Origin of the sequence: Rhodococcus sp. Z13, assembly GCF_025837095.1 — a bacterium.
GTDB classification, from domain to species: domain Bacteria; phylum Actinomycetota; class Actinomycetes; order Mycobacteriales; family Mycobacteriaceae; genus Rhodococcus; species Rhodococcus sacchari.
Genome location: NZ_CP107551.1, coordinates 1786130 through 1803793, shown reverse-complemented (window position 1 = coordinate 1803793; position 17664 = coordinate 1786130). Strand labels below are relative to the sequence as shown.

The following is a 17664-nucleotide window of genomic DNA, read 5'->3' as shown; positions in this document are numbered from 1 at the left end:
CGTAGGTGCGTCCGTCAGGAGGCCCGCATGGTGCCGGTGCGCTGCAGACGGTCGTGGAACGAGAACGCCTCGCCGAGCAGGTGCGGGGTCTGGCCCGCCCCCGGGGCGGCCTCGGCCCGCTCGATGTAGTCGAGCAGTTCGTCGCGGTAGTCCGGATGGGCGCAGTTGTTCACCACGAGCCGGGAGCGGCGGCGCGGCGACAGGCCGCGCAGGTCGGCGAGACCCTGCTCGGTGACGAGGACCTGCACGTCGTGCTCGGTGTGGTCGACGTGCGGCACCATCGGGACGATCGAGGAGATCGCGCCGTTCTTGGCGGTCGACGGGCTGAGGAACATCGACAGGTAGCCGTTGCGGGCGAAGTCGCCGGAGCCGCCGATGCCGTTCATGATGCGGGTGCCCATGACGTGTGTGGAGTTGACGTTGCCGTAGATGTCGGCCTCGAGCATGCCGTTCATCGCGATGATGCCGAGGCGGCGCACGATCTCGGGGTGGTTGCTGATCTCCTGCGGCCGCAGCACGATGTGGTCGCGGTAGAAGTCGACGTTGTCGACGAACTCCTTCAGGCCCGCCTCGGACAGTGCGAGGGATGTGGCCGACGCGAACCGCACGGTGCCGTCCTTGATCAGGTCGAGCATGCCGTCCTGGAGGACCTCGGAGTAGCAGGTCAGGCCGCGGTAGGGGCCGCTGTCGAGACCGGCGAGGACCGCGTTGGCGACGTTGCCGACGCCCGACTGCAGCGGCAGCAGGGTGTTGGCGGGCAGCCGGCCGGCGGCGACCTCGTGGGCGAAGAAGTCGAGCACGTGCCCGGCGATGGCCTTGCTGGTGGCGTCCGGCGCGGTGAGCGCGGAGGCGCTGTCGGAGCGGTTGGTCTCCACGACCGCGACGACCTTGGCCGGATCGATGTGGAAGTAGGGCTGCCCGATGCGGTCCTCGACGTCGGTGAGCTGGATCGGCTTGCGGTGCGGGGGCAGCGCGGTGCCGTAGTAGACGTCGTGCACGCCGTCCATCGCGGCGGGGACCCACGAGTTGACCTCGAGGATGACCTTCTCGGCGACGTCGAGCCAGGTCTTGTTGTTGCCGATCGAGGTGGCGGGGATCAGCTCGCCCCGCTCGGTGATGCCCGAGATCTCCACGACGGCGACGTCGACCTTGCCGTAGTAGCCCTCCCAGACCTGCTGCGCGACGTGGGAGAGGTGGATGTCGACGTAGTCCATCCGGCCGGCGTTGATCGCCCCGCGGGCGGTCGCCTCGGACTGGTAGGGCATGCGCAGCGCGATGCCGTCCACCTCGGCGAGCATGCGTTCGGTCTCGACGGAGACCGATGCGCCGGTGAGGAGGTTGACGCGGAAGTCGCCACCGGTGGCGCGGGTGCGCCGGATGTGCTCGGCGAGCGCAGGGGTCACGGCCTTCGGGGTGCCCGCGCTGGCGAAGCCACTGATGGCGACGGTGTCCCCGGGTCGGATCCACTGCACGGCTTCCTGCGCCGAGACGATCTTGCGGCGGTAGGCCTCGTGACGTACCCGAGCCGCGGTCGTGGCCGGGAGGACCGGCTCCGTCGGCAGGGCCGCGGGGGAAGAAAGGGCTGCGTGCATGTAACGACGATAGCGCCGGCGGAGATCTGCCCGTCACAGTCGCATCACCACGGCGACCCGGATCACGAAATTCGACACTGAGTGTCACGGATCGCACCTCAAGATCAGCCTTCCTCTAATCCGTTGCACAGCAATCACTTACATGAATTTTCCCGCAGTCCGGTTTGACACGCAGTGCCACACACTGTGACTCGGGCCTCGCGACCGCTGCTCCATTCGTCGCGAGGTCGCTACCGCTCACCGACCGCGACGGACCGCTCGCCGCCGCCGTGACGGATCCCCGTCGGGCACGATGAGCCCATGAGCATCTCCAGCGACCGGCTGCGCGACGACGCCGAGCACCTCCTCCGCGAACTCGCCGGACCCCACGCACGCCTGCGCGACGACCAGTGGACCGCGATCGAAGCCCTCGTCGTCCAGCGGCGCCGGGCCCTCGTCGTCCAACGTACGGGCTGGGGCAAGTCCGCGGTCTACTTCGTCTCGGCCAAGCTGCTGCGCGCGCAGGGACACGGCCCGACGGTGATCGTCTCGCCCCTGCTCGCACTGATGCGCAACCAGGTCGACGCGGCCGAACGCGCCGGTGTGCACGCCGCGACCATCAACTCCGGCAACGTCACCGAATGGGAGGGGATCCACGAGCGGATCGCCGCCGGCGCCGTCGACGTGCTGCTCGTCAGCCCCGAACGGCTCAACAACCCCGACTTCCGCGACCGCGTCCTGCCCTCCCTCGCGCGCGACGCGGGGCTGGTGGTGGTCGACGAGGCGCACTGCGTGTCCGACTGGGGCCACGACTTCCGGCCGGACTACCGACGCATCCGCACACTGGTCGCCGAGCTCGGCAAGGGCGTCCCGGTCCTCGCGACGACCGCCACCGCCAACGACCGGGTGGTCGCCGACATCGCCGCTCAGCTCGGTGTCGGGGCGGGCGCCGGCACCGACGGGGCGGGCACGCTGGTGCTGCGCGGCGGGCTCGACCGGCCGTCGCTGCACCTGTCGGTGGTGCGGATCGACGAGCCCGCGCGCCGCGCGGCGTGGCTCGCCCGGCACCTGCGCGATCTGCCGGGCTCCGGCATCGTCTACGCCCTGACGGTCTCGGCCGCGCACGATCTCGCGGCGCTGCTGTCCGATCACGGCTATCCGGTGGCGGCCTACACGGGGCAGACGGATCCGGCCGAGCGCGAGCAGCTCGAGGCGGATCTGCTGGCGAACCGGGTCAAGGCCCTGGTCGCCACCTCGGCGCTGGGCATGGGATTCGACAAGCCCGATCTCGGTTTCGTCGTGCACCTCGGTGCCCCCTCCTCCCCCATCTCCTATTACCAGCAGGTGGGCCGGGCCGGCCGGTCCACGGAGTGGGCAGAGGTCGTGTTGCTGCCCGGGCCGGAGGACAGGCAGATCTGGCAGTGGTTCGCCTCGGTGGCCTTCCCGGAGGAGTCGCTGGTGCGGCGGGTCATCGCCGCGCTCGACACCGAGCAGCCGATCTCGACCCCGGCGCTCGAACCCCGCGTCGACCTCAACCGCTCGCGGCTGGAGATGGTGCTCAAGGTGCTCGACGTCGACGGGGCGGTGCGCCGTGTGAAGGGCGGCTGGATCGCGACGGGGCAACCGTGGGTGTACGACGCGGAGCGCTACGCCCGGCTCGAGGAGGCGCGGGCCGCCGAGCAGGAGGCGATGCTCGACTACGAGCGCACGAGCGAGTGCCGGATGGTGTTCCTGCGCCGTCAGCTCGACGACCCGGAGCTGGCGGCGGAGACCGGCGGGTGCGGCCGCTGCGACAACTGCACCGGCTCGCGCTGGCCGGCGAGCGTCGACGACGACGAGGTGGCCCGCACCCGTGCGCGGCTGGAACGGCCCGGTATCGATCTGCCGCCGCGCCGCCAGTGGCCGACCGGCATGAAGACGCTCGGGGTGCCGCTGTCGGGACGGATCACCGACGGGCCGCAGCCGGGCCGCGCGCTGGGGCGCCTGTCCGATCTGGGCTGGGGACCGCGCCTGCGTGCCCTGCTGGACGGTCCGGACGCGGAGGTGCCGGCCTCGGTGGTCGATGCGGCGATCGCGGTCCTGGCCGCGTGGGACTGGGCCGAGCGCCCGACCGCGGTCGTGGCGATGGACTCGGCCACCCACCCGGTGCTCGTTTCGTCCCTCGCGTCCCGATTGGCACAAATCGGACGATTGCAGGATCTAGGTGTATTGCGGCGGAGGCCGGGTAATCGGGAGCCGACGGCCGCGAACTCGGCATATCGGGTAGCCGCGCTCGTCGATGCGTGGGAGGAGCCCGATCTCCGTGGGCTGCGTGGTCCGATCCTGCTCGTCGACGCGGTGACCGACACCGGCTGGACGCTCACGATGGCGGCGAGAACCCTCGTCGCCGCGGGAGCCGAGGCGGTGTTGCCGTTCGCGCTGGCGATCCCGAAGTAATCGCAGCGAGGAGGCGAGACGATACATGTTTGTGACCGGTATCACAACATGGGTGCGACCTGCACGGACCACGGGGTTGCGGGAGGCAATTCGGCCGAGGGGGTGATCTCGGCCCCGGATGTTGTTAGGTTGAAAGGACTTATGAGGCATCTCGAGGAAAGAAGTACCCCGCCCTCCGGAACCGCAGTATCGAATTCCGCGGACGCGGTCGGAACCGCGACTGCCGAACCGAATTTCCGGCCTCTGCGTATCGCCGACGGAAAACGCCTCTGGCAGATCGCACGCGATTCGCAGGTGCTCGACGTCAATTCCGGCTACGCATATGTTCTGTGGTGTCGCGATTTCGGCGACACGTCGGTGGTGGCGACCGACGGAACCGACCGTCCCGTCGGCTTCGTCACCGGCTACCGCCGGCCCGAGGACCCACGGACCCTGTTCGTCTGGCAGGTCGCCGTCGACGCAGATCAGCGCGGTCGGGGCATCGCGGGCCGCATGCTCGACCATCTGCTCGACCGTCTCGAACCCCTCGGCGTCACCCGCCTCGAGACGACCGTGAGCCCCGACAACGACGCGTCGATCGCGATGTTCACCGCACTCGCCCGCCGTCGCGGAACGCACATCACCCGGACCGAACTGTTCGCGCCCGACGATTTTCCCGATTCCCATCTGGCAGAAGATCTGTACACGATCGGCGAATGACCGCTGCGCATATTGCGCGCGCGAATTCAATCTTTTTCGAATCATTAACAGGAGGACCACCACATGACCATCCTGGAACACAAGCCCGAAACGAAGTCCGAACTCGATACCGCTGTTTTCGAGCGTCTCGAATCCGAGGTCCGGAGTTACAGCCGCGGCTGGCCCACCGTTTTCGACAAGGCCTCCGGGTCCTGGCTCCGCAGCGAGGACGGCAAGGACTATCTCGACTTCTTCGCCGGGGCCGGTGCGCTGAACTACGGGCACAACAACCCCGTCCTCAAGTCGGCCCTCGTCGACTACATCATGGGTGACGGCATCACCCACGGCCTCGACATGCAGACCGTGGCCAAGCGCCGGCTGCTCGAGACCTTCGAGTCGCACGTGCTGCAGCCCCGCGGCCTCGACTACAAGGTGCAGTTCCCCGGCCCGACCGGCACGAACGCCGTCGAGGCGGCCCTGAAGCTGGCCCGCAAGGTCACCGGCCGCGAGTCGGTCATCAACTTCACCAACGCCTTCCACGGCATGACGCTCGGCGCCCTGTCGGTCACCGGCAACTCGATGAAGCGCGCCGGTGCCGGCGTGCCGCTGGTGCACGCCACGCCGATGCCGTTCGACAACTACTTCAACGGTGTCACCGAGGACTTCCAGTGGTTCTCCCGTGTGCTCGACGACGCGGGCAGCGGCCTCAACCGTCCCGCCGCCGTCATCGTCGAGACGGTGCAGGGCGAGGGCGGCGTGAACGTCGCCCGCCCGGAGTGGCTGCGCGCCCTCGCGGACCTGTGCAAGGAGCGCGACATCCTGCTCATCGTCGACGACGTGCAGATGGGCTGCGGCCGCACCGGCCCGTTCTTCTCCTTCGAGGTCGCGGGCATCACCCCCGACATCGTCACCCTGTCGAAGTCCATCGGCGGCTACGGCATGCCGCTCGCGCTGACGCTGTTCAAGCGCGATCTCGACGTGTGGGGCCCGGGTGAGCACAACGGCACCTTCCGCGGCAACAACCCGGCGTTCGTCACGGCCGCCGCGGCCCTCGAGCACTACTGGGCCGACGACAAGCTCGAGCGCGAGACCCTGCGCAAGGGCGAGCGCATCCGCCAGACGTTCATGAACCTGTCGGACATGTTCGACGGCGTGTCCACCCGTGGTCGCGGGCTGGTGCAGGGCCTGGTCTTCGACAACCCCGAAGACGCCGACAAGGTGTGCGCGCTCGCCTTCCAGGAGGGCCTGCTCGCCGAGACCTCCGGCCCGTCCGACGAGGTCGTCAAGCTGCTGCCGCCGCTGACCATCACCGACGACGAGCTCGAGTTCGGTCTGAACATCCTCGCGGAGGCCACCGCCAAGGTGCGCGCCTGAGCGCCTCTCCGAGCACACCGGACCCATTCCCACGGAAGGATTTTCGAAGAGCATGATCGTTCGCACCACCGACGAGATCACCGGCACCGAACGCGACGTCACCTCCGAGGACGGCCAGTGGCGCAGCAAGCGCATCGTCCTCGCCGGCGACAAGGTGGGCTTCTCGTTCCACGAGACGACCATCGAGCCGGGCACCGTCAACGAGTTCCACTACGCCAACCACGTCGAAGCCGTGTGGCTCGTCGAGGGCACCGGCAAGCTGCAGGACCTCGACAACGACGTGAAGTACGACCTCGCTCCCGGCACGATGTACCTGCTCGACGGCCATGAGCGGCACCGCGTGCTCCCGGACACCCGGATGCGCATGCTGTGCGTGTTCAATCCCCCGGTGACCGGACGCGAGGTCCACGACGAGAACGGTGTGTACCCGCTCGTCGAGGAACCCGCCTGACCCGCGCAATCCCGTGACCGATGCGGGGCGGACGCTTAGAGTCGAGACCATGACCTCCGAGCGTGCGCCCCGCATCGCCGTCGGTCCCGCCCGTGATGCGCGCTTCGAACAGGCGGTCGTCGGCGGGGGTGGCGTCCCGTGCGGATTCGAGGACGCCCCCGACGCCCTGATCTGGACCACCGGCCCGGACGGCTTCCCCGAGACCCTCCCGCCCTCCGTGCGCTGGGTGCAGCTGCCCTCCGCCGGGGTGGAGTACTGGCTGTCGCAGGGGATCGTGCGGGACCATCCGCATGTGACGTGGACGTCGGCCGCGGGGGCCTATTCGGCGACGGTCGCCGAACACGCCCTCATGCTGCTCCTCGCCGGTGTCCGTGCGCTGCCCGCACACCTGGCGGCGACCTCCTGGGCCCCGGAGACCCTCGCACCGTCCGTCGGCACCCTGCGCGGCGCGACCGTCGGCATCATCGGCGCCGGCGGAGTGGGCCGCGCCCTGGTCCCCATGCTGGCGACCCTCGGCGCGCACACCCTCGCCGTGACCCGCAGCGGACGGCCCGTGCCCGGCGCGGTCGAGACCTTCCCGGTCGAGCGCATCGACGAGATCTGGCCGCTGGCAGATCATTTCGTCATCTCCGCCATCGCCACCACGGACGTCGAACGGCTCGTCGGTGCCGCGGAACTCGCGGCGATGAAACCCACAGCGTGGGTGATCAACGTCGCGCGTGGGGATCTCGTCGACACCGACGCCCTCGTCGCCGCGCTCCGGTCGGGCGCGATCGCGGGGGCAGCCCTCGACGTCACCGACCCCGAACCCCTGCCCGACGGGCATCCCCTCTGGACGATCCCGAACGCGGTTGTCACACCCCATGATTCAAATCCGGCACCGCTGCGGATACCCGCCTATCTCGAGCACGTCACCGAGAACGTCACCCGCTTCGCGTCCGGACTCGCCCCGTCACCGGTGATCGACCCGAGCGCGGGCTACTGACCCCGCCCCGGACCCCGAGAGATGCTGCTGCACACCGTCGTCGAGACGTCCCGCTCCGTCGCGTCCACACGCTCGCGGAAGGCGAAGATCACCGAGCTGCGCGCCCTGCTCGAACGGGCCGCACCCCACGAGGTGGAACCGGTGGTCGCGTGGCTGTCGGGTGAGATGACGCAGGGACGCATCGGCGTCGGCTACCGCACCCTCGCCGGCCTGGACGTCGCGCCCGCGCCGCGCCCCTCTCTCACCGTCGACGACCTCTCCTCCGCCCTCGACCGGCTCGCCGGCGTGTCCGGGGCCGGATCCACCGCGGCGCGCCGCAGCCTGCTCGGTGACCTGTTCGCCGCCGCGACCGGCGACGAGCAACGGTTCCTCGTCGCCCTGCTCGGCGGCGAGCTGCGTCAGGGCGCCCTCGAAGGCGTGATGACCGATGCGGTCGCGGCCGCCGCCGGCCTACCGGTGGAACCGGTGCGGCGGGCGGTGATGCTCTCCGGCCGGCTCGCGCAGGCCGCCGCCGCGGCGTTCACCGGTGGCGTGGACGCGCTGGCCGCCTTCCGTCTCGAACTGGGCCGGCCCGTGCGGCCGATGCTCGCCTCCCCCGCCGACTCGCTCGACGCCGCGCTCACCGAATTCGACGGCGCGGTGAGCGTCGAGTACAAACTCGACGGCGCCCGCATCCAGGTCCACCGCCGCGACGAGGACGTGTGGGTGTTCACCCGCACCCTGCGCGACATCACCTCCTCCGTCCCGGAACTCGTCGAGCTCGTGCGGAACCTGCCGTGCCGCAGCGTCGTCCTCGACGGCGAGACCCTCGCCCTCACCGACGCGGGCCGGCCCCGCCCGTTCCAGGAGACGATGAGCCGGTTCGGGGCCCGCAGCGAACGCGACCTGCTGCTGCACCCCTACTTCTTCGACTGTCTCCACCTCGACGGCGACGACCTGCTCGACGCTCCCCTGTCCACCCGGCTCGACCGGCTCGATGGTGTCGCCGGACCCCACCGCATCCCGACGGTGTTCGCCCCCGATCTCGACGGCGCCGAGGCGCATCTCGGAGCAGCGCTGGGCAGCGGGCACGAAGGGGTGATGGTGAAGTCGCTCGCCTCCACCTACACCGCGGGCCGGCGCGGTCGGGCCTGGCAGAAGGTCAAACCGGAGCACACCCTCGACCTGGTGGTGCTCGGCGCCGAGTGGGGTTACGGCCGCCGCACCGGCTACCTGTCGAACCTCCGTCTCGGGGCGCGCGATCCCGACGGCGGGCCGCCGATCATGGTGGGCAAGACGTTCAAGGGCCTGACCGACGCGGTGCTGCGGTGGCAGACCGAGGAGTTCCCTCGCCACGAGTCCCACCGCGACGCGCAGACGGTGTACCTGCGGCCGGAGATCGTCGTCGAGATCGAACTCGACGGCGTGCAGGTCAGCCCCCGCTATCCCGGGGGTGTGGCGCTGCGGTTCGCGCGGGTACTCCGCTACCGGCCCGACAAGTCCGCCGCCGAGGCCGACACCATCGACGCGGTGCGCGCGCTGCTGCCGGCCGGGGACGGCCTACCGTGGAAGGGGTGATCGACCTGTCTCCTTCCCTGCACGACCTGCACGCTCTCCTGGAGGGACGCCGGGTCGCGGTGCTCACCGGGGCCGGGGTGTCCACCGACTCCGGTATCCCCGACTATCGCGGACCGGGCTCCCCGCCCCGCAACCCCATGACCTTGCAGCAGTTCGTCGGCGACCCGGTCTTCCGGCAACGTTACTGGGCGCGCAACCACGTGGGCTGGAAACACATGGACGCCGCGCGCCCGAACGCCGGGCACCGGGCGCTGGTGGCGCTCGAGCGGGCCGGGAAGGTCGTCGGTGTCATCACCCAGAACGTCGACCTGCTGCACACCAAGGCGGGCAGCCGGCGCGTGGTGGACCTGCACGGCACCTACGCGCAGGTCCGGTGCCTGGTGTGCGATCACCGCATCTCGCGGTTCACTCTGCACGAGCGGCTCACCGCCGCGAACCCGGATTTCCACCGGCGGGTCCACGAGACGACGGGTCTGGAAGTCGCGCCGGACGCCGACGCCGTCGTCGCGGACACCACCGATTTCGTGGTGGTCGACTGCGAGGGGTGCGGCGGGATGCTCAAACCCGACATCGTCTACTTCGGGGAGATCGTGCCGCGCCCGCGGGTGGAGCAGGCCTTCGGTCTGGTCGACGAGGCCGACGCGCTGCTCGTCGCGGGCAGTTCCCTGGCGGTGCAGTCCGGGCTGCGGTTCGTCCGCCGCGCGGTGCAGCGCGGCATCCCCGTGGCGGTGGTCAACCGGGGGCCCACCCGCGGCGACGCGAGGGCCGCGGTGAAGATCGAGGCGGGCACCTCCGAGACCCTCTCGGCGCTCGCCGAGGCGGTCGCCGCCCGGTCCTGAGGACGGGCCGGTTCAGACCCGCACGAGATCGTCGGCGTGCACCACGGGCCGCTGCAGGTCGGGCGGCAGCTGGCTGGTGGAGAACCCGATCATGAAGTCGAGTTCGGACTGGTCGTAGGCCACCACCCCGCGCGCGACGGTACGGCCGTCGGGAGCGACCAGACCCACCACGTCGCCGGCGTGGAAGCTGCCGCTCATGCCGGTGATGCCGGCGGCGAGCAGCGACCGGCGACGGTCGGTCACCGCGCGCACCGCCCCTTCGTCGAGGTGCAGGGCGCCGTGGACGTCGGCGGCGTGCCGCACCCAGAAGCGCCGGGCGGACATCCGCTGGGGGCGCGCCGCGAAGGCGGTGCCGACATCGGCGGCGCCGAGGGCGCGGTCGGCCTGGGACGCCGAGGTGAGCAGCACCGGCACACCCGAGTCGGCGGCCAGGCGCGCGGCGGACAGCTTCGAGGCCATCCCGCCCGTGCCGAGGGCACCGCCCGATCCGGCGACCACACCGTCGAGGTCCTCGGGTGAGTTCACCTCGGGGATGAGGTTGGCAGCGCCCTTGCGCGGATCGCCGTCGTAGAGGCCGTCGACGTCGGACAGCAGGATCAGCGCGTCGGCGCCGACGAGATGCGCGACGAGCGCGGCGAGCCGGTCGTTGTCGCCGAACCGCAGTTCGACGGTGGCGACGGTGTCGTTCTCGTTGACCACCGGGATCGCCCCGAGGGAGCGGAGCCGGTCGAGGGTGCGTTGGGCGTTGCGGTGCTGGGTGCGGCGTCCGATGTCGTCGGCGGTGAGCAGCACCTGCCCGACGACGCGGCCGTAGCGGGCGAAGGAGTTGCCCCAGGCGTCGGCGACGGCGAGCTGCCCGACGCTCGCGGCGGCCTGCTTGGTGGCGAGGTCGCGCGGCCGGGTGGTCAGGCCGAGCGGCGCGAGCCCGGCCCCGACGGCGCCGGAGGACACGACGACCACGCTGGATCCCGCCTGGATACGAGCTTCGAGGGCGTCGACGAGACGGTCGAGCCGGGCGTGGTCGAGTCCGCCCACGAGACTGGTGATCGCCGAGGATCCGATCTTGACCACGACGGTGCGGGCGTGGGAGATGACCTCCCGGGTGTCGCTCATGTTCTCCTGTTTTCCTGCTACCTGCGGGAGCGGTGGCGCCGCGACCCGCTATTCGAAATCGTCGTCCGTGGCCAGGCCGCGCCGGACCTTCTTGGCGTGGCGGCGTTCGGTGGCGCTGACGCGGTCCACCCGGTCGAGGCGGGCGTCGGTGCCGCGGCCCGTGGGCACGATGTCCACGCCGGCCTGGGTCTGCGGCTCCCACTCGAAGCTGACGTCGCCGATGGTGACGGAGCAGCCCGGTTCCGCGCCGAGCTCGACGAGCTTGTCCTCGACGCCGAGACGGGCGAGCCGGTCGGCGAGGTATCCCACCGCTTCGTCGTTGTCGAAGGCCGTCTGCCGCACCCACCGCTCGGGCCGGGTACCGCGGACGACGAAGCCGCCGGGCACCTCGGGGTCGGGCACGACGGTGAAGCTCTCCTCGTCGCGCGGGACGGGACGGATCACCGGGCGGGTCGGTTCGGCCGGCGGGTGCGCCTCTCGGTACTCGGCGACCATCCGGGCCAGCGCGAAGGTCAGCGGCCGCAGGCCCTCGCGGCTCACGGCGGAGATGGTGAACACCGGCCAGCCGCGGGCCTCGAGTTCGGGGGTGACGAACTCGGCGAGTTCCTTCGCGTCGGGCACGTCGGCCTTGTTCAGGATGACGATGCGGGGGCGTTCGGCGAGGTCGCCGAGGCCGCTGTCGCCGGCCAGCGCCGGCTGGTAGGCGGCGAGCTCCGCCTCGAGGGCGTCGATGTCGGAGATCGGATCGCGGCCGGGTTCGAGGGTCGCGCAGTCGACGACGTGGGCGAGCACGGCGCACCGCTCGAGGTGGCGGAGGAAGTCGAGGCCGAGACCACGGCCCTCGCTGGCGCCGGGGATCAGGCCCGGGACGTCGGCGACGGTGAAGGTGACGTCGCCGGACTGCACCACCCCGAGATTCGGGACGAGCGTGGTGAACGGGTAGTCGGCGATCTTCGGCTTGGCCGCCGAGAGCACCGACACCAGCGACGACTTGCCGGCGGAGGGGAACCCGACGAGACCGACGTCGGCGACGGACTTCAGTTCGAGGACGAGGTCGAGCTCTTCGCCCTCCTCGCCGAGCAGGGCGAAGCCGGGGGCCTTGCGGGCCTTCGAGGCGAGGGCGGCGTTGCCGAGTCCACCGCGACCACCGTGTGCGGCGACGAAGCGGGTGCCCTCACCGACGAGGTCGGCGAGGATGCGGCCGTTGCGGTCGAGCACGACGGTGCCGTCCGGGACCTTCAGGACCAGGTCGCCGCCGTTGGCGCCGTTGCGGTTGCCGCCGGCGCCCTGGGCGCCGTTGGACGCCTTGGCGTGCTGGTGGAAGTGGAAGTCGAGCAGGGTGTGCACGTTGCGGTCGACCTCGAGGACGACGTCACCGCCGTTGCCTCCGTTACCACCGTCGGGGCCGCCGAGCGGCTTGAACTTCTCGCGGTGGACGGAGGCACAGCCGTTACCGCCCTTACCGGCGCTGACGTGCAGCACCACCCGGTCGATGAAGCGGGACATGGGTGGACCTTCTCTCCGTCCGAAAAACAACCTTGGTGAACAACGCAACAGGGGCGGGTCAGGGTGTGCGACCCTGGCCCGCCCCTATTGGGAGTATGTCGCGAGGGCAGCCCCCGCGGTGTCCTCATCGGACGGCAGATCAGGCCTCTGCCGCAACCGGGACGATGTTGATGGTCTTGCGACCGCGCTTGGTGCCGAACTCGACGGCACCGGCAGCGAGAGCGAACAGCGTGTCGTCGCCGCCACGTCCGACGTTCACGCCGGGGTGGAAGTGGGTGCCGCGCTGGCGCACGATGATCTCGCCGGCGTTGACGGCCTGGCCACCGAAGCGCTTGACGCCGAGTCGCTTGGCGTTCGAATCGCGACCGTTACGGGAGCTGGATGCACCCTTCTTGTGTGCCATGACGAACCCTCCTGAGGGTGAAGCTCGAAGCTCGAATTACTTGATGCCGGTGACCTTGACGACCGTCAGCTTCTGACGGTGACCCTGACGCTTGTGGTAGCCGGTCTTGTTCTTGAACTTGTGGATGCGGATCTTCGGGCCCTTGGTGTGCTCGACGATCTCGCCGGTGACCGTGACCTTGGCCAGCTTGTCGGCATCGGTGGTCAGTTCGGATCCGTCGACGACGAGGACCGGGGCGAGCGAGACAGCAGCGCCGGGCTCACCCTCGATCTTCTCGACCTTGACGAGGTCGCCTTCAGCGACCTTGTACTGCTTACCGCCGGTCTTGACGATCGCGTACGTTGCCATCGGACGGCTACCCCTTGCTTCTTCGAACGTTCTCGCGCCACAGTGTTGCGAACGCGACTGGTCTGGTGTGGTTGCTGACTCGGGTCCCGCCACCATCCCGTGTTCGGACGCAGCCGGGCAGCATCGCCGAGTAGCGACTGAACAAGATTACGGGACGGTGACTCTCGGGGTCAAACCGGGCCCCGGGGTGTCCCGTGCCGGACCGGCACATGTCTCCGGTGCCGGGCCGGCACAGGCCGACCCGGCACCGGACATCACGTTCCGGTCACCGCGGTCTCCCCCGAGTGGTCCTCCCCGAGTGGTCTACGCCTCGGCGTCGACCGGGGGTCCCGCCGGGCGTCCCGCAGCGCGCCGCACCCGCGGCCGCCGCACGATCTCGACGGGGGTGTCGGCCGCCGGGACCGCCGGCGCCTCGGGGGCGCTGTCGGTGGCGGTCACCGGGATGACGAACACCTTGGCGGCGGAGTCCCCGTCGCCGGTGGGTGCGGCCGCCGCGCGGGCGACCCTGCGGGCCCTGCGACGCCGCGGTGCGGTCTCCGGACTCGTTCCGGTCTCGGCGGGACGGGCCGCCGGAGCGGACGCGACCGGGGCCGGTTCGACCGCCTCCTCGGCAGCCGCCACCTCCGCTTCGACCTCCTGCGGTTCGTCCGCGGGGGTCGTCACGGTGGTGTGGTCCTCCCCGCTGGGGGTCTCGCGACCCTCCGCGGCGACCTTCTCCTGCTCGACCGCCTGCAGCGGCTCGGCGACCTTCACCGGGTCGGCAGCGGCCGGGGCCTCGGCAGCGCTGTCGGCCTGCTGGGACCCGGACTGCTGGGTCTCGGACTGCTGGGTCTCGGACTGCGGAGCCTCGTCCGGATGCGTCTCCGCCTGGTGGGCGGCCATCGCGAGGGCCACCGGATGGGCGGCGCGCTTGGCGACCTCCTCCGGCGACGGATGGTGCACCTGGGGTTCGGCGGCGGGCGCCGGTTCGGCGGCGCTCTTGTCCCGTCCCCGCTTGCGGCGCGAGCCACCCGAGGAGCGGTTCGAGTCGTCGGAGTGCTTCGACTCGATGGGCTCCGAGTGGACGATGATTCCGCGGCCGTTGCAGTGCTCGCAGGTGGTGGAGAACGCCTCGACGAGCCCGGTGCCGAGCCGCTTGCGGGTCATCTGCACGAGACCGAGCGAGGTGACCTCCGAGACCTGGTGGCGGGTGCGGTCCCGGCCCAGGGCCTCGGTGAGGCGCCGCAGCACCAGATCGCGGTTCGACTCGAGCACCATGTCGATGAAGTCGACGACGATCATGCCGCCGATGTCGCGCAGACGCATCTGGCGGACGATCTCCTCGGCGGCCTCGAGGTTGTTGCGGGTGACCGTCTCCTCGAGGTTGCCGCCCGAGCCGGTGAACTTGCCGGTGTTGACGTCGATCACCGTCATCGCCTCGGTGCGGTCGATGACGAGGGTGCCGCCCGAGGGCAGCCACACCTTGCGGTCGAGTGCCTTGGCGAGCTGCTCGTCGATGCGGTGGGCGGCGAAGACGTCCACCGAGTTCTTCGACTCGTAACGCTCGACGCGCGGCAGCAGGTCCGGGGCGACCGTGCGGATGTAACCCTCGACGGTGTTCCACGCGGACTCGCCCTCGATGACGAGCTTCGAGAAGTCCTCGTTGAAGAGGTCGCGCACGACCTTCACGAGCAGGTCGGGCTCCTCGTAGAGGGTCTTCGGCTGGCCCGACGCGTCGGCCTGCAGCTTCTCGGCCTGCTCGCGGATGGACTCCCACTGCGTCTGCAGACGGGTGACGTCGCGGGAGAGTTCCTCCTCGCTGACGCCCTCGGCGGCGGTCCGGATGATCACACCGGCATCGGCCGGGACGATCTCGCGGAGGATGTCCTTCAGGCGCTTGCGCTCGGTGTCGGGCAGCTTGCGGCTGATGCCCGTCGACGATCCGCCCGGCACGTACACCAGGAAGCGTCCGGCGAGGCTGATCTGGGTGGTCAGGCGCGCACCCTTGTGGCCGACCGGGTCCTTGCTGACCTGCACGACCACCTGGTCGCCGGGCTTGAGGGCCTGCTCGATCTTGCGCGAGTTGCCGCCGAGGCCCGCGGCCTCCCAGTTCACCTCACCGGCGTAGAGCACGCCGTTGCGGCCGCGGCCGATGTCGATGAACGCCGCCTCCATGGAGGGCAGCACGTTCTGGACGCGGCCGAGATAGATGTTGCCGACCATCGACGCCGACCCGGAGGTGGTGACGAAGTGTTCGACGAGGATGCCGTCCTCGAGCACCGCGACCTGCGTCATCCCGGCGTGCTGGCCACCGGTGCGCTCGCGCACGACCATCACCCGGTCGACGGACTCGCGGCGGGCGAGGAACTCCGACTCGGTGAGGATCGGCGGACGACGACGTCCGGCCTCCCGGCCGTCGCGGCGCCGCTGACGCTTCGCCTCGAGGCGGGTCGACCCGCTGATGCCCTGGACCTCGTCCTTGGCGCGGGTGCGGGTGCGCGGTTCACGCTCGTGGACGACCGTGGGGATCGAGTCGTCCTCGGTGGTCGTGGTCTCGGTGTCGGCCGAACCACGGCGACGGCGACGGCGGCGACGGCGTCGCGAGGTGCCGCCCTCGGCGGTCTCCTCACCGCCCTGTTCCTCGTCGTCCTCGGAGCTCGTGTCCTCGGCGGACTCGTCGGTCTCGGCAGCGCCCTCGGCCTCAGCGTCGACGGTCTCGGTCTTCTCGGCGGTCGCAGCCTTCTCGGTGCTCGCGGCCTTCTCGGTGGCCTCGGTCTCCGAGTCGTCCTCGCCCTGCAGCTCGGCGTCGGCACCGTCCCCGCGACCACGGCCCCGGCCCCGACGTCCGCGGCGACGGCGGCGCGGCTGCTGATCGTCCTGCTCGTCCTCGCTCCGGGCCGCCGCAGTGTCCTCGGCCTCGGTCTCGGTCTCGGCGGCCGGTTCCTCGACGGTGCCGGTGGTCTGCTCGTCCTCGACCACGGGCTGGTCGGCGGTCTTCGCGCTGCGACGGACACGCCGACGACGCGGACGGCTCTCCTCCTCGTCCTCGACCGCGGACGGCACCTCGGGCTGCAGGAACAGCGGCGCGGTGACGATGGGTTCGGCCGGGGTCGCGGGCGGCTCCGGGATCTCGAACAGCGGAGTGCTCTGCTCGGCGGAGGTGAACAGGCCGGTGGGCCCGCCGACGGGCGGCACCTGCACGGCCTCCTCGGCCGCGGGCTCGGCCGCTTCGGACTCGACGACCTCCGGCTCGGTGGCTTCGGTCGCCTCCGGCTCGGCCGGAGCCGGGGCCACAGCGGGCGCCGGTTCCTCACCTTCGGTGCTGCTCAGCGCGGCGTGCAGGTCCTCCGCAACGTCGCGCGGGAGGGTCGAGTGCGCGCTGCGCAGCTCGGTGCCGCGCTCGGCGGCCTTCGCGATCACCTGCTTGCTGGTCAGGCCCAGCAGCTTGGCGAGCGCGTGCACACGAATCTTGGCAGGCAGGCCCAGGACGTTGCGTCCACCTGCCTCCGTCGACTCGATCGAATTGTTCTCCGGCGGCTCTCGATCGGCCACGTAAGTCTCCTAAGACCCCCGGGCGCGTCCATCACCGACTGGGCGATGTGAGCGGCCACGCGGGGGCGCTGTTTGTGTACTCGCGCCGGGGCGCGAGTTCTTCCGGTCTCGCATCGCGCGGTCGTCCGGTGCCCGTTTTCACTGCACGGCCGAGCAATGCCTGGCTTGATCGCGGGTCGTGCGCCGGAACATCCAGCGTGCCGCCGAGCGAGGTGTCTCCTTCGTCCTCGGCCACAGCGATGTCGGGCATCGATCCGTGATGTCGTTCGGTCGCTCCGCACAAGGTGTGTGAGGTGCAACCTCTGCCAGTATCCCACACAGAACTGCGCGGATACGCCAACGGCGCCCCGTGGGGCGCCGTCGGCGGGTGTCGTACGCAGCGAATCGCGTCGCCGGAGTGGTTCCGGCGCGACACGCCGATCCTTCGGAAATTGCCTACTTCGCAGCCAGGGCCGGGAACCACAGCGCGATCTCGCGCTCGGCGGACTCGACCGAGTCGGAGCCGTGCACGAGGTTCTCGCCCGGGTCGAGACCCAGGTCGCCGCGGATCGAGCCGGGCACGGCCTTCTCGACGGGGTCGGTGCCGCCGGCGAGCTGCCGGAACGCCGCGATCGCGCGGGGGCCCTCGAGGACCGCCGCCACGAGCGGGCCGCCCGTGATGAACTCGATCAGCGAGGGGTAGAAGGGCTTGCCCTCGTGCTCGGCGTAGTGCGCCGCGGCGACCTCTTCCGTCGCGGTGCGGAGCTCGAGAGCGACGATGTCGAGTCCCTTGCGCTCGATGCGCGAGAGGATCTCTCCGACATGACGACGGGCAACGCCGTCGGGCTTGATCAGTACCAGGGTCCGCTCAGTCACGCGACAAGCCTAGAGGT

The 17664-nt window shown here is 70.6% G+C and carries 14 protein-coding genes; 7 read left to right on the top strand and 7 right to left on the bottom strand.

The window, feature by feature from the left end; translation table 11 throughout:
• Positions 1-14: 14 nt before the first annotated feature.
• On the bottom strand, positions 15-1592 hold the full coding sequence (locus tag OED52_RS08215) for an acetyl-CoA hydrolase/transferase family protein (protein ID WP_264154151.1): 1578 nt from the start codon (positions 1590-1592) through the stop codon (positions 15-17).
• Between the two features lie 300 nt (positions 1593-1892).
• Between OED52_RS08215 and OED52_RS08210 the strand changes: the two genes are divergently transcribed.
• The 7 genes from OED52_RS08210 (at position 1893) to OED52_RS08180 (ending at position 9891) form a co-directional block, all read left to right on the top strand.
• Entirely contained in the window at positions 1893-4007 is a 2115-nt protein-coding gene (locus tag OED52_RS08210; RefSeq protein WP_264154150.1) for a RecQ family ATP-dependent DNA helicase, read from the top strand.
• Positions 4008-4148: 141 nt separating this feature from the next.
• Positions 4149-4706, top strand: coding sequence for a diaminobutyrate acetyltransferase (gene ectA / locus OED52_RS08205; protein ID WP_264154149.1), 558 nt, complete (start codon positions 4149-4151; stop codon positions 4704-4706).
• A 63-nt stretch (positions 4707-4769) separates the two neighbouring features.
• Positions 4770-6059 (top strand): diaminobutyrate--2-oxoglutarate transaminase, encoded by a 1290-nt coding sequence (gene ectB / locus OED52_RS08200; protein ID WP_264154148.1) that lies wholly within the window; start codon positions 4770-4772, stop codon positions 6057-6059.
• A 52-nt stretch (positions 6060-6111) separates the two neighbouring features.
• Positions 6112-6510 carry an ectoine synthase gene (locus tag OED52_RS08195; RefSeq protein ID WP_264154147.1) on the top strand — a complete coding sequence of 133 codons (399 nt, stop codon included), beginning with the start codon at positions 6112-6114 and terminating at the stop codon, positions 6508-6510.
• 49 nt (positions 6511-6559) lie between these two features.
• Positions 6560-7495: a D-isomer specific 2-hydroxyacid dehydrogenase family protein gene (locus OED52_RS08190; protein ID WP_264154146.1), complete on the top strand. Its 936-nt coding sequence runs from the start codon at positions 6560-6562 to the stop codon at positions 7493-7495.
• Between the two features lie 21 nt (positions 7496-7516).
• Positions 7517-9052, top strand: a complete 1536-nt coding sequence (locus OED52_RS08185; protein ID WP_264154145.1) for an ATP-dependent DNA ligase — start codon at positions 7517-7519, stop codon at positions 9050-9052.
• Positions 9049-9891: a Sir2 family NAD-dependent protein deacetylase gene (locus OED52_RS08180; RefSeq protein ID WP_264154144.1), complete on the top strand. Its 843-nt coding sequence runs from the start codon at positions 9049-9051 to the stop codon at positions 9889-9891. Before OED52_RS08185 ends, OED52_RS08180 begins: the two co-directional genes overlap by 4 nt.
• A 12-nt stretch (positions 9892-9903) precedes the next feature.
• Here the strand turns inward: OED52_RS08180 and proB are convergent, their stop codons facing one another.
• From proB to ndk, 6 genes are all read right to left on the bottom strand, one after another.
• Positions 9904-11004 (bottom strand): glutamate 5-kinase, encoded by a 1101-nt coding sequence (gene proB / locus OED52_RS08175; RefSeq protein WP_264154143.1) that lies wholly within the window; start codon positions 11002-11004, stop codon positions 9904-9906.
• A 48-nt stretch (positions 11005-11052) separates the two neighbouring features.
• Positions 11053-12510 carry a GTPase ObgE gene (gene obgE / locus OED52_RS08170; protein ID WP_264154142.1) on the bottom strand — a complete coding sequence of 486 codons (1458 nt, stop codon included), beginning with the start codon at positions 12508-12510 and terminating at the stop codon, positions 11053-11055.
• A gap of 139 nt (positions 12511-12649) precedes the next feature.
• Positions 12650-12913, bottom strand: a complete 264-nt coding sequence (rpmA, locus tag OED52_RS08165) for a 50S ribosomal protein L27 (protein ID WP_264154141.1) — start codon at positions 12911-12913, stop codon at positions 12650-12652.
• A gap of 36 nt (positions 12914-12949) precedes the next feature.
• Positions 12950-13261 (bottom strand): 50S ribosomal protein L21, encoded by a 312-nt coding sequence (gene rplU / locus OED52_RS08160; RefSeq protein ID WP_264154140.1) that lies wholly within the window; start codon positions 13259-13261, stop codon positions 12950-12952.
• Between the two features lie 303 nt (positions 13262-13564).
• Positions 13565-16792, bottom strand: a complete 3228-nt coding sequence (locus OED52_RS08155) for a translation initiation factor IF-2 N-terminal domain-containing protein (RefSeq protein ID WP_413247732.1) — start codon at positions 16790-16792, stop codon at positions 13565-13567.
• 435 nt (positions 16793-17227) lie between these two features.
• Entirely contained in the window at positions 17228-17647 is a 420-nt protein-coding gene (ndk, locus tag OED52_RS08150; protein WP_264154139.1) for a nucleoside-diphosphate kinase, read from the bottom strand.
• Positions 17648-17664: the final 17 nt, after the last annotated feature.

Coding starts and splice junctions, on each gene's coding strand:
- OED52_RS08215 (WP_264154151.1), bottom strand. CDS start 1,592: ATGCACGCAGCCCTTTCTTCCCCCGCGGCCCTGCCGACGGAGCCGGTC.
- OED52_RS08210 (WP_264154150.1), top strand. CDS start 1,893: ATGAGCATCTCCAGCGACCGGCTGCGCGACGACGCCGAGCACCTCCTC.
- ectA (WP_264154149.1), top strand. CDS start 4,149: ATGAGGCATCTCGAGGAAAGAAGTACCCCGCCCTCCGGAACCGCAGTA.
- ectB (WP_264154148.1), top strand. CDS start 4,770: ATGACCATCCTGGAACACAAGCCCGAAACGAAGTCCGAACTCGATACC.
- OED52_RS08195 (WP_264154147.1), top strand. CDS start 6,112: ATGATCGTTCGCACCACCGACGAGATCACCGGCACCGAACGCGACGTC.
- OED52_RS08190 (WP_264154146.1), top strand. CDS start 6,560: ATGACCTCCGAGCGTGCGCCCCGCATCGCCGTCGGTCCCGCCCGTGAT.
- OED52_RS08185 (WP_264154145.1), top strand. CDS start 7,517: ATGCTGCTGCACACCGTCGTCGAGACGTCCCGCTCCGTCGCGTCCACA.
- proB (WP_264154143.1), bottom strand. CDS start 11,004: ATGAGCGACACCCGGGAGGTCATCTCCCACGCCCGCACCGTCGTGGTC.
- obgE (WP_264154142.1), bottom strand. CDS start 12,510: ATGTCCCGCTTCATCGACCGGGTGGTGCTGCACGTCAGCGCCGGTAAG.
- rpmA (WP_264154141.1), bottom strand. CDS start 12,913: ATGGCACACAAGAAGGGTGCATCCAGCTCCCGTAACGGTCGCGATTCG.
- rplU (WP_264154140.1), bottom strand. CDS start 13,261: ATGGCAACGTACGCGATCGTCAAGACCGGCGGTAAGCAGTACAAGGTC.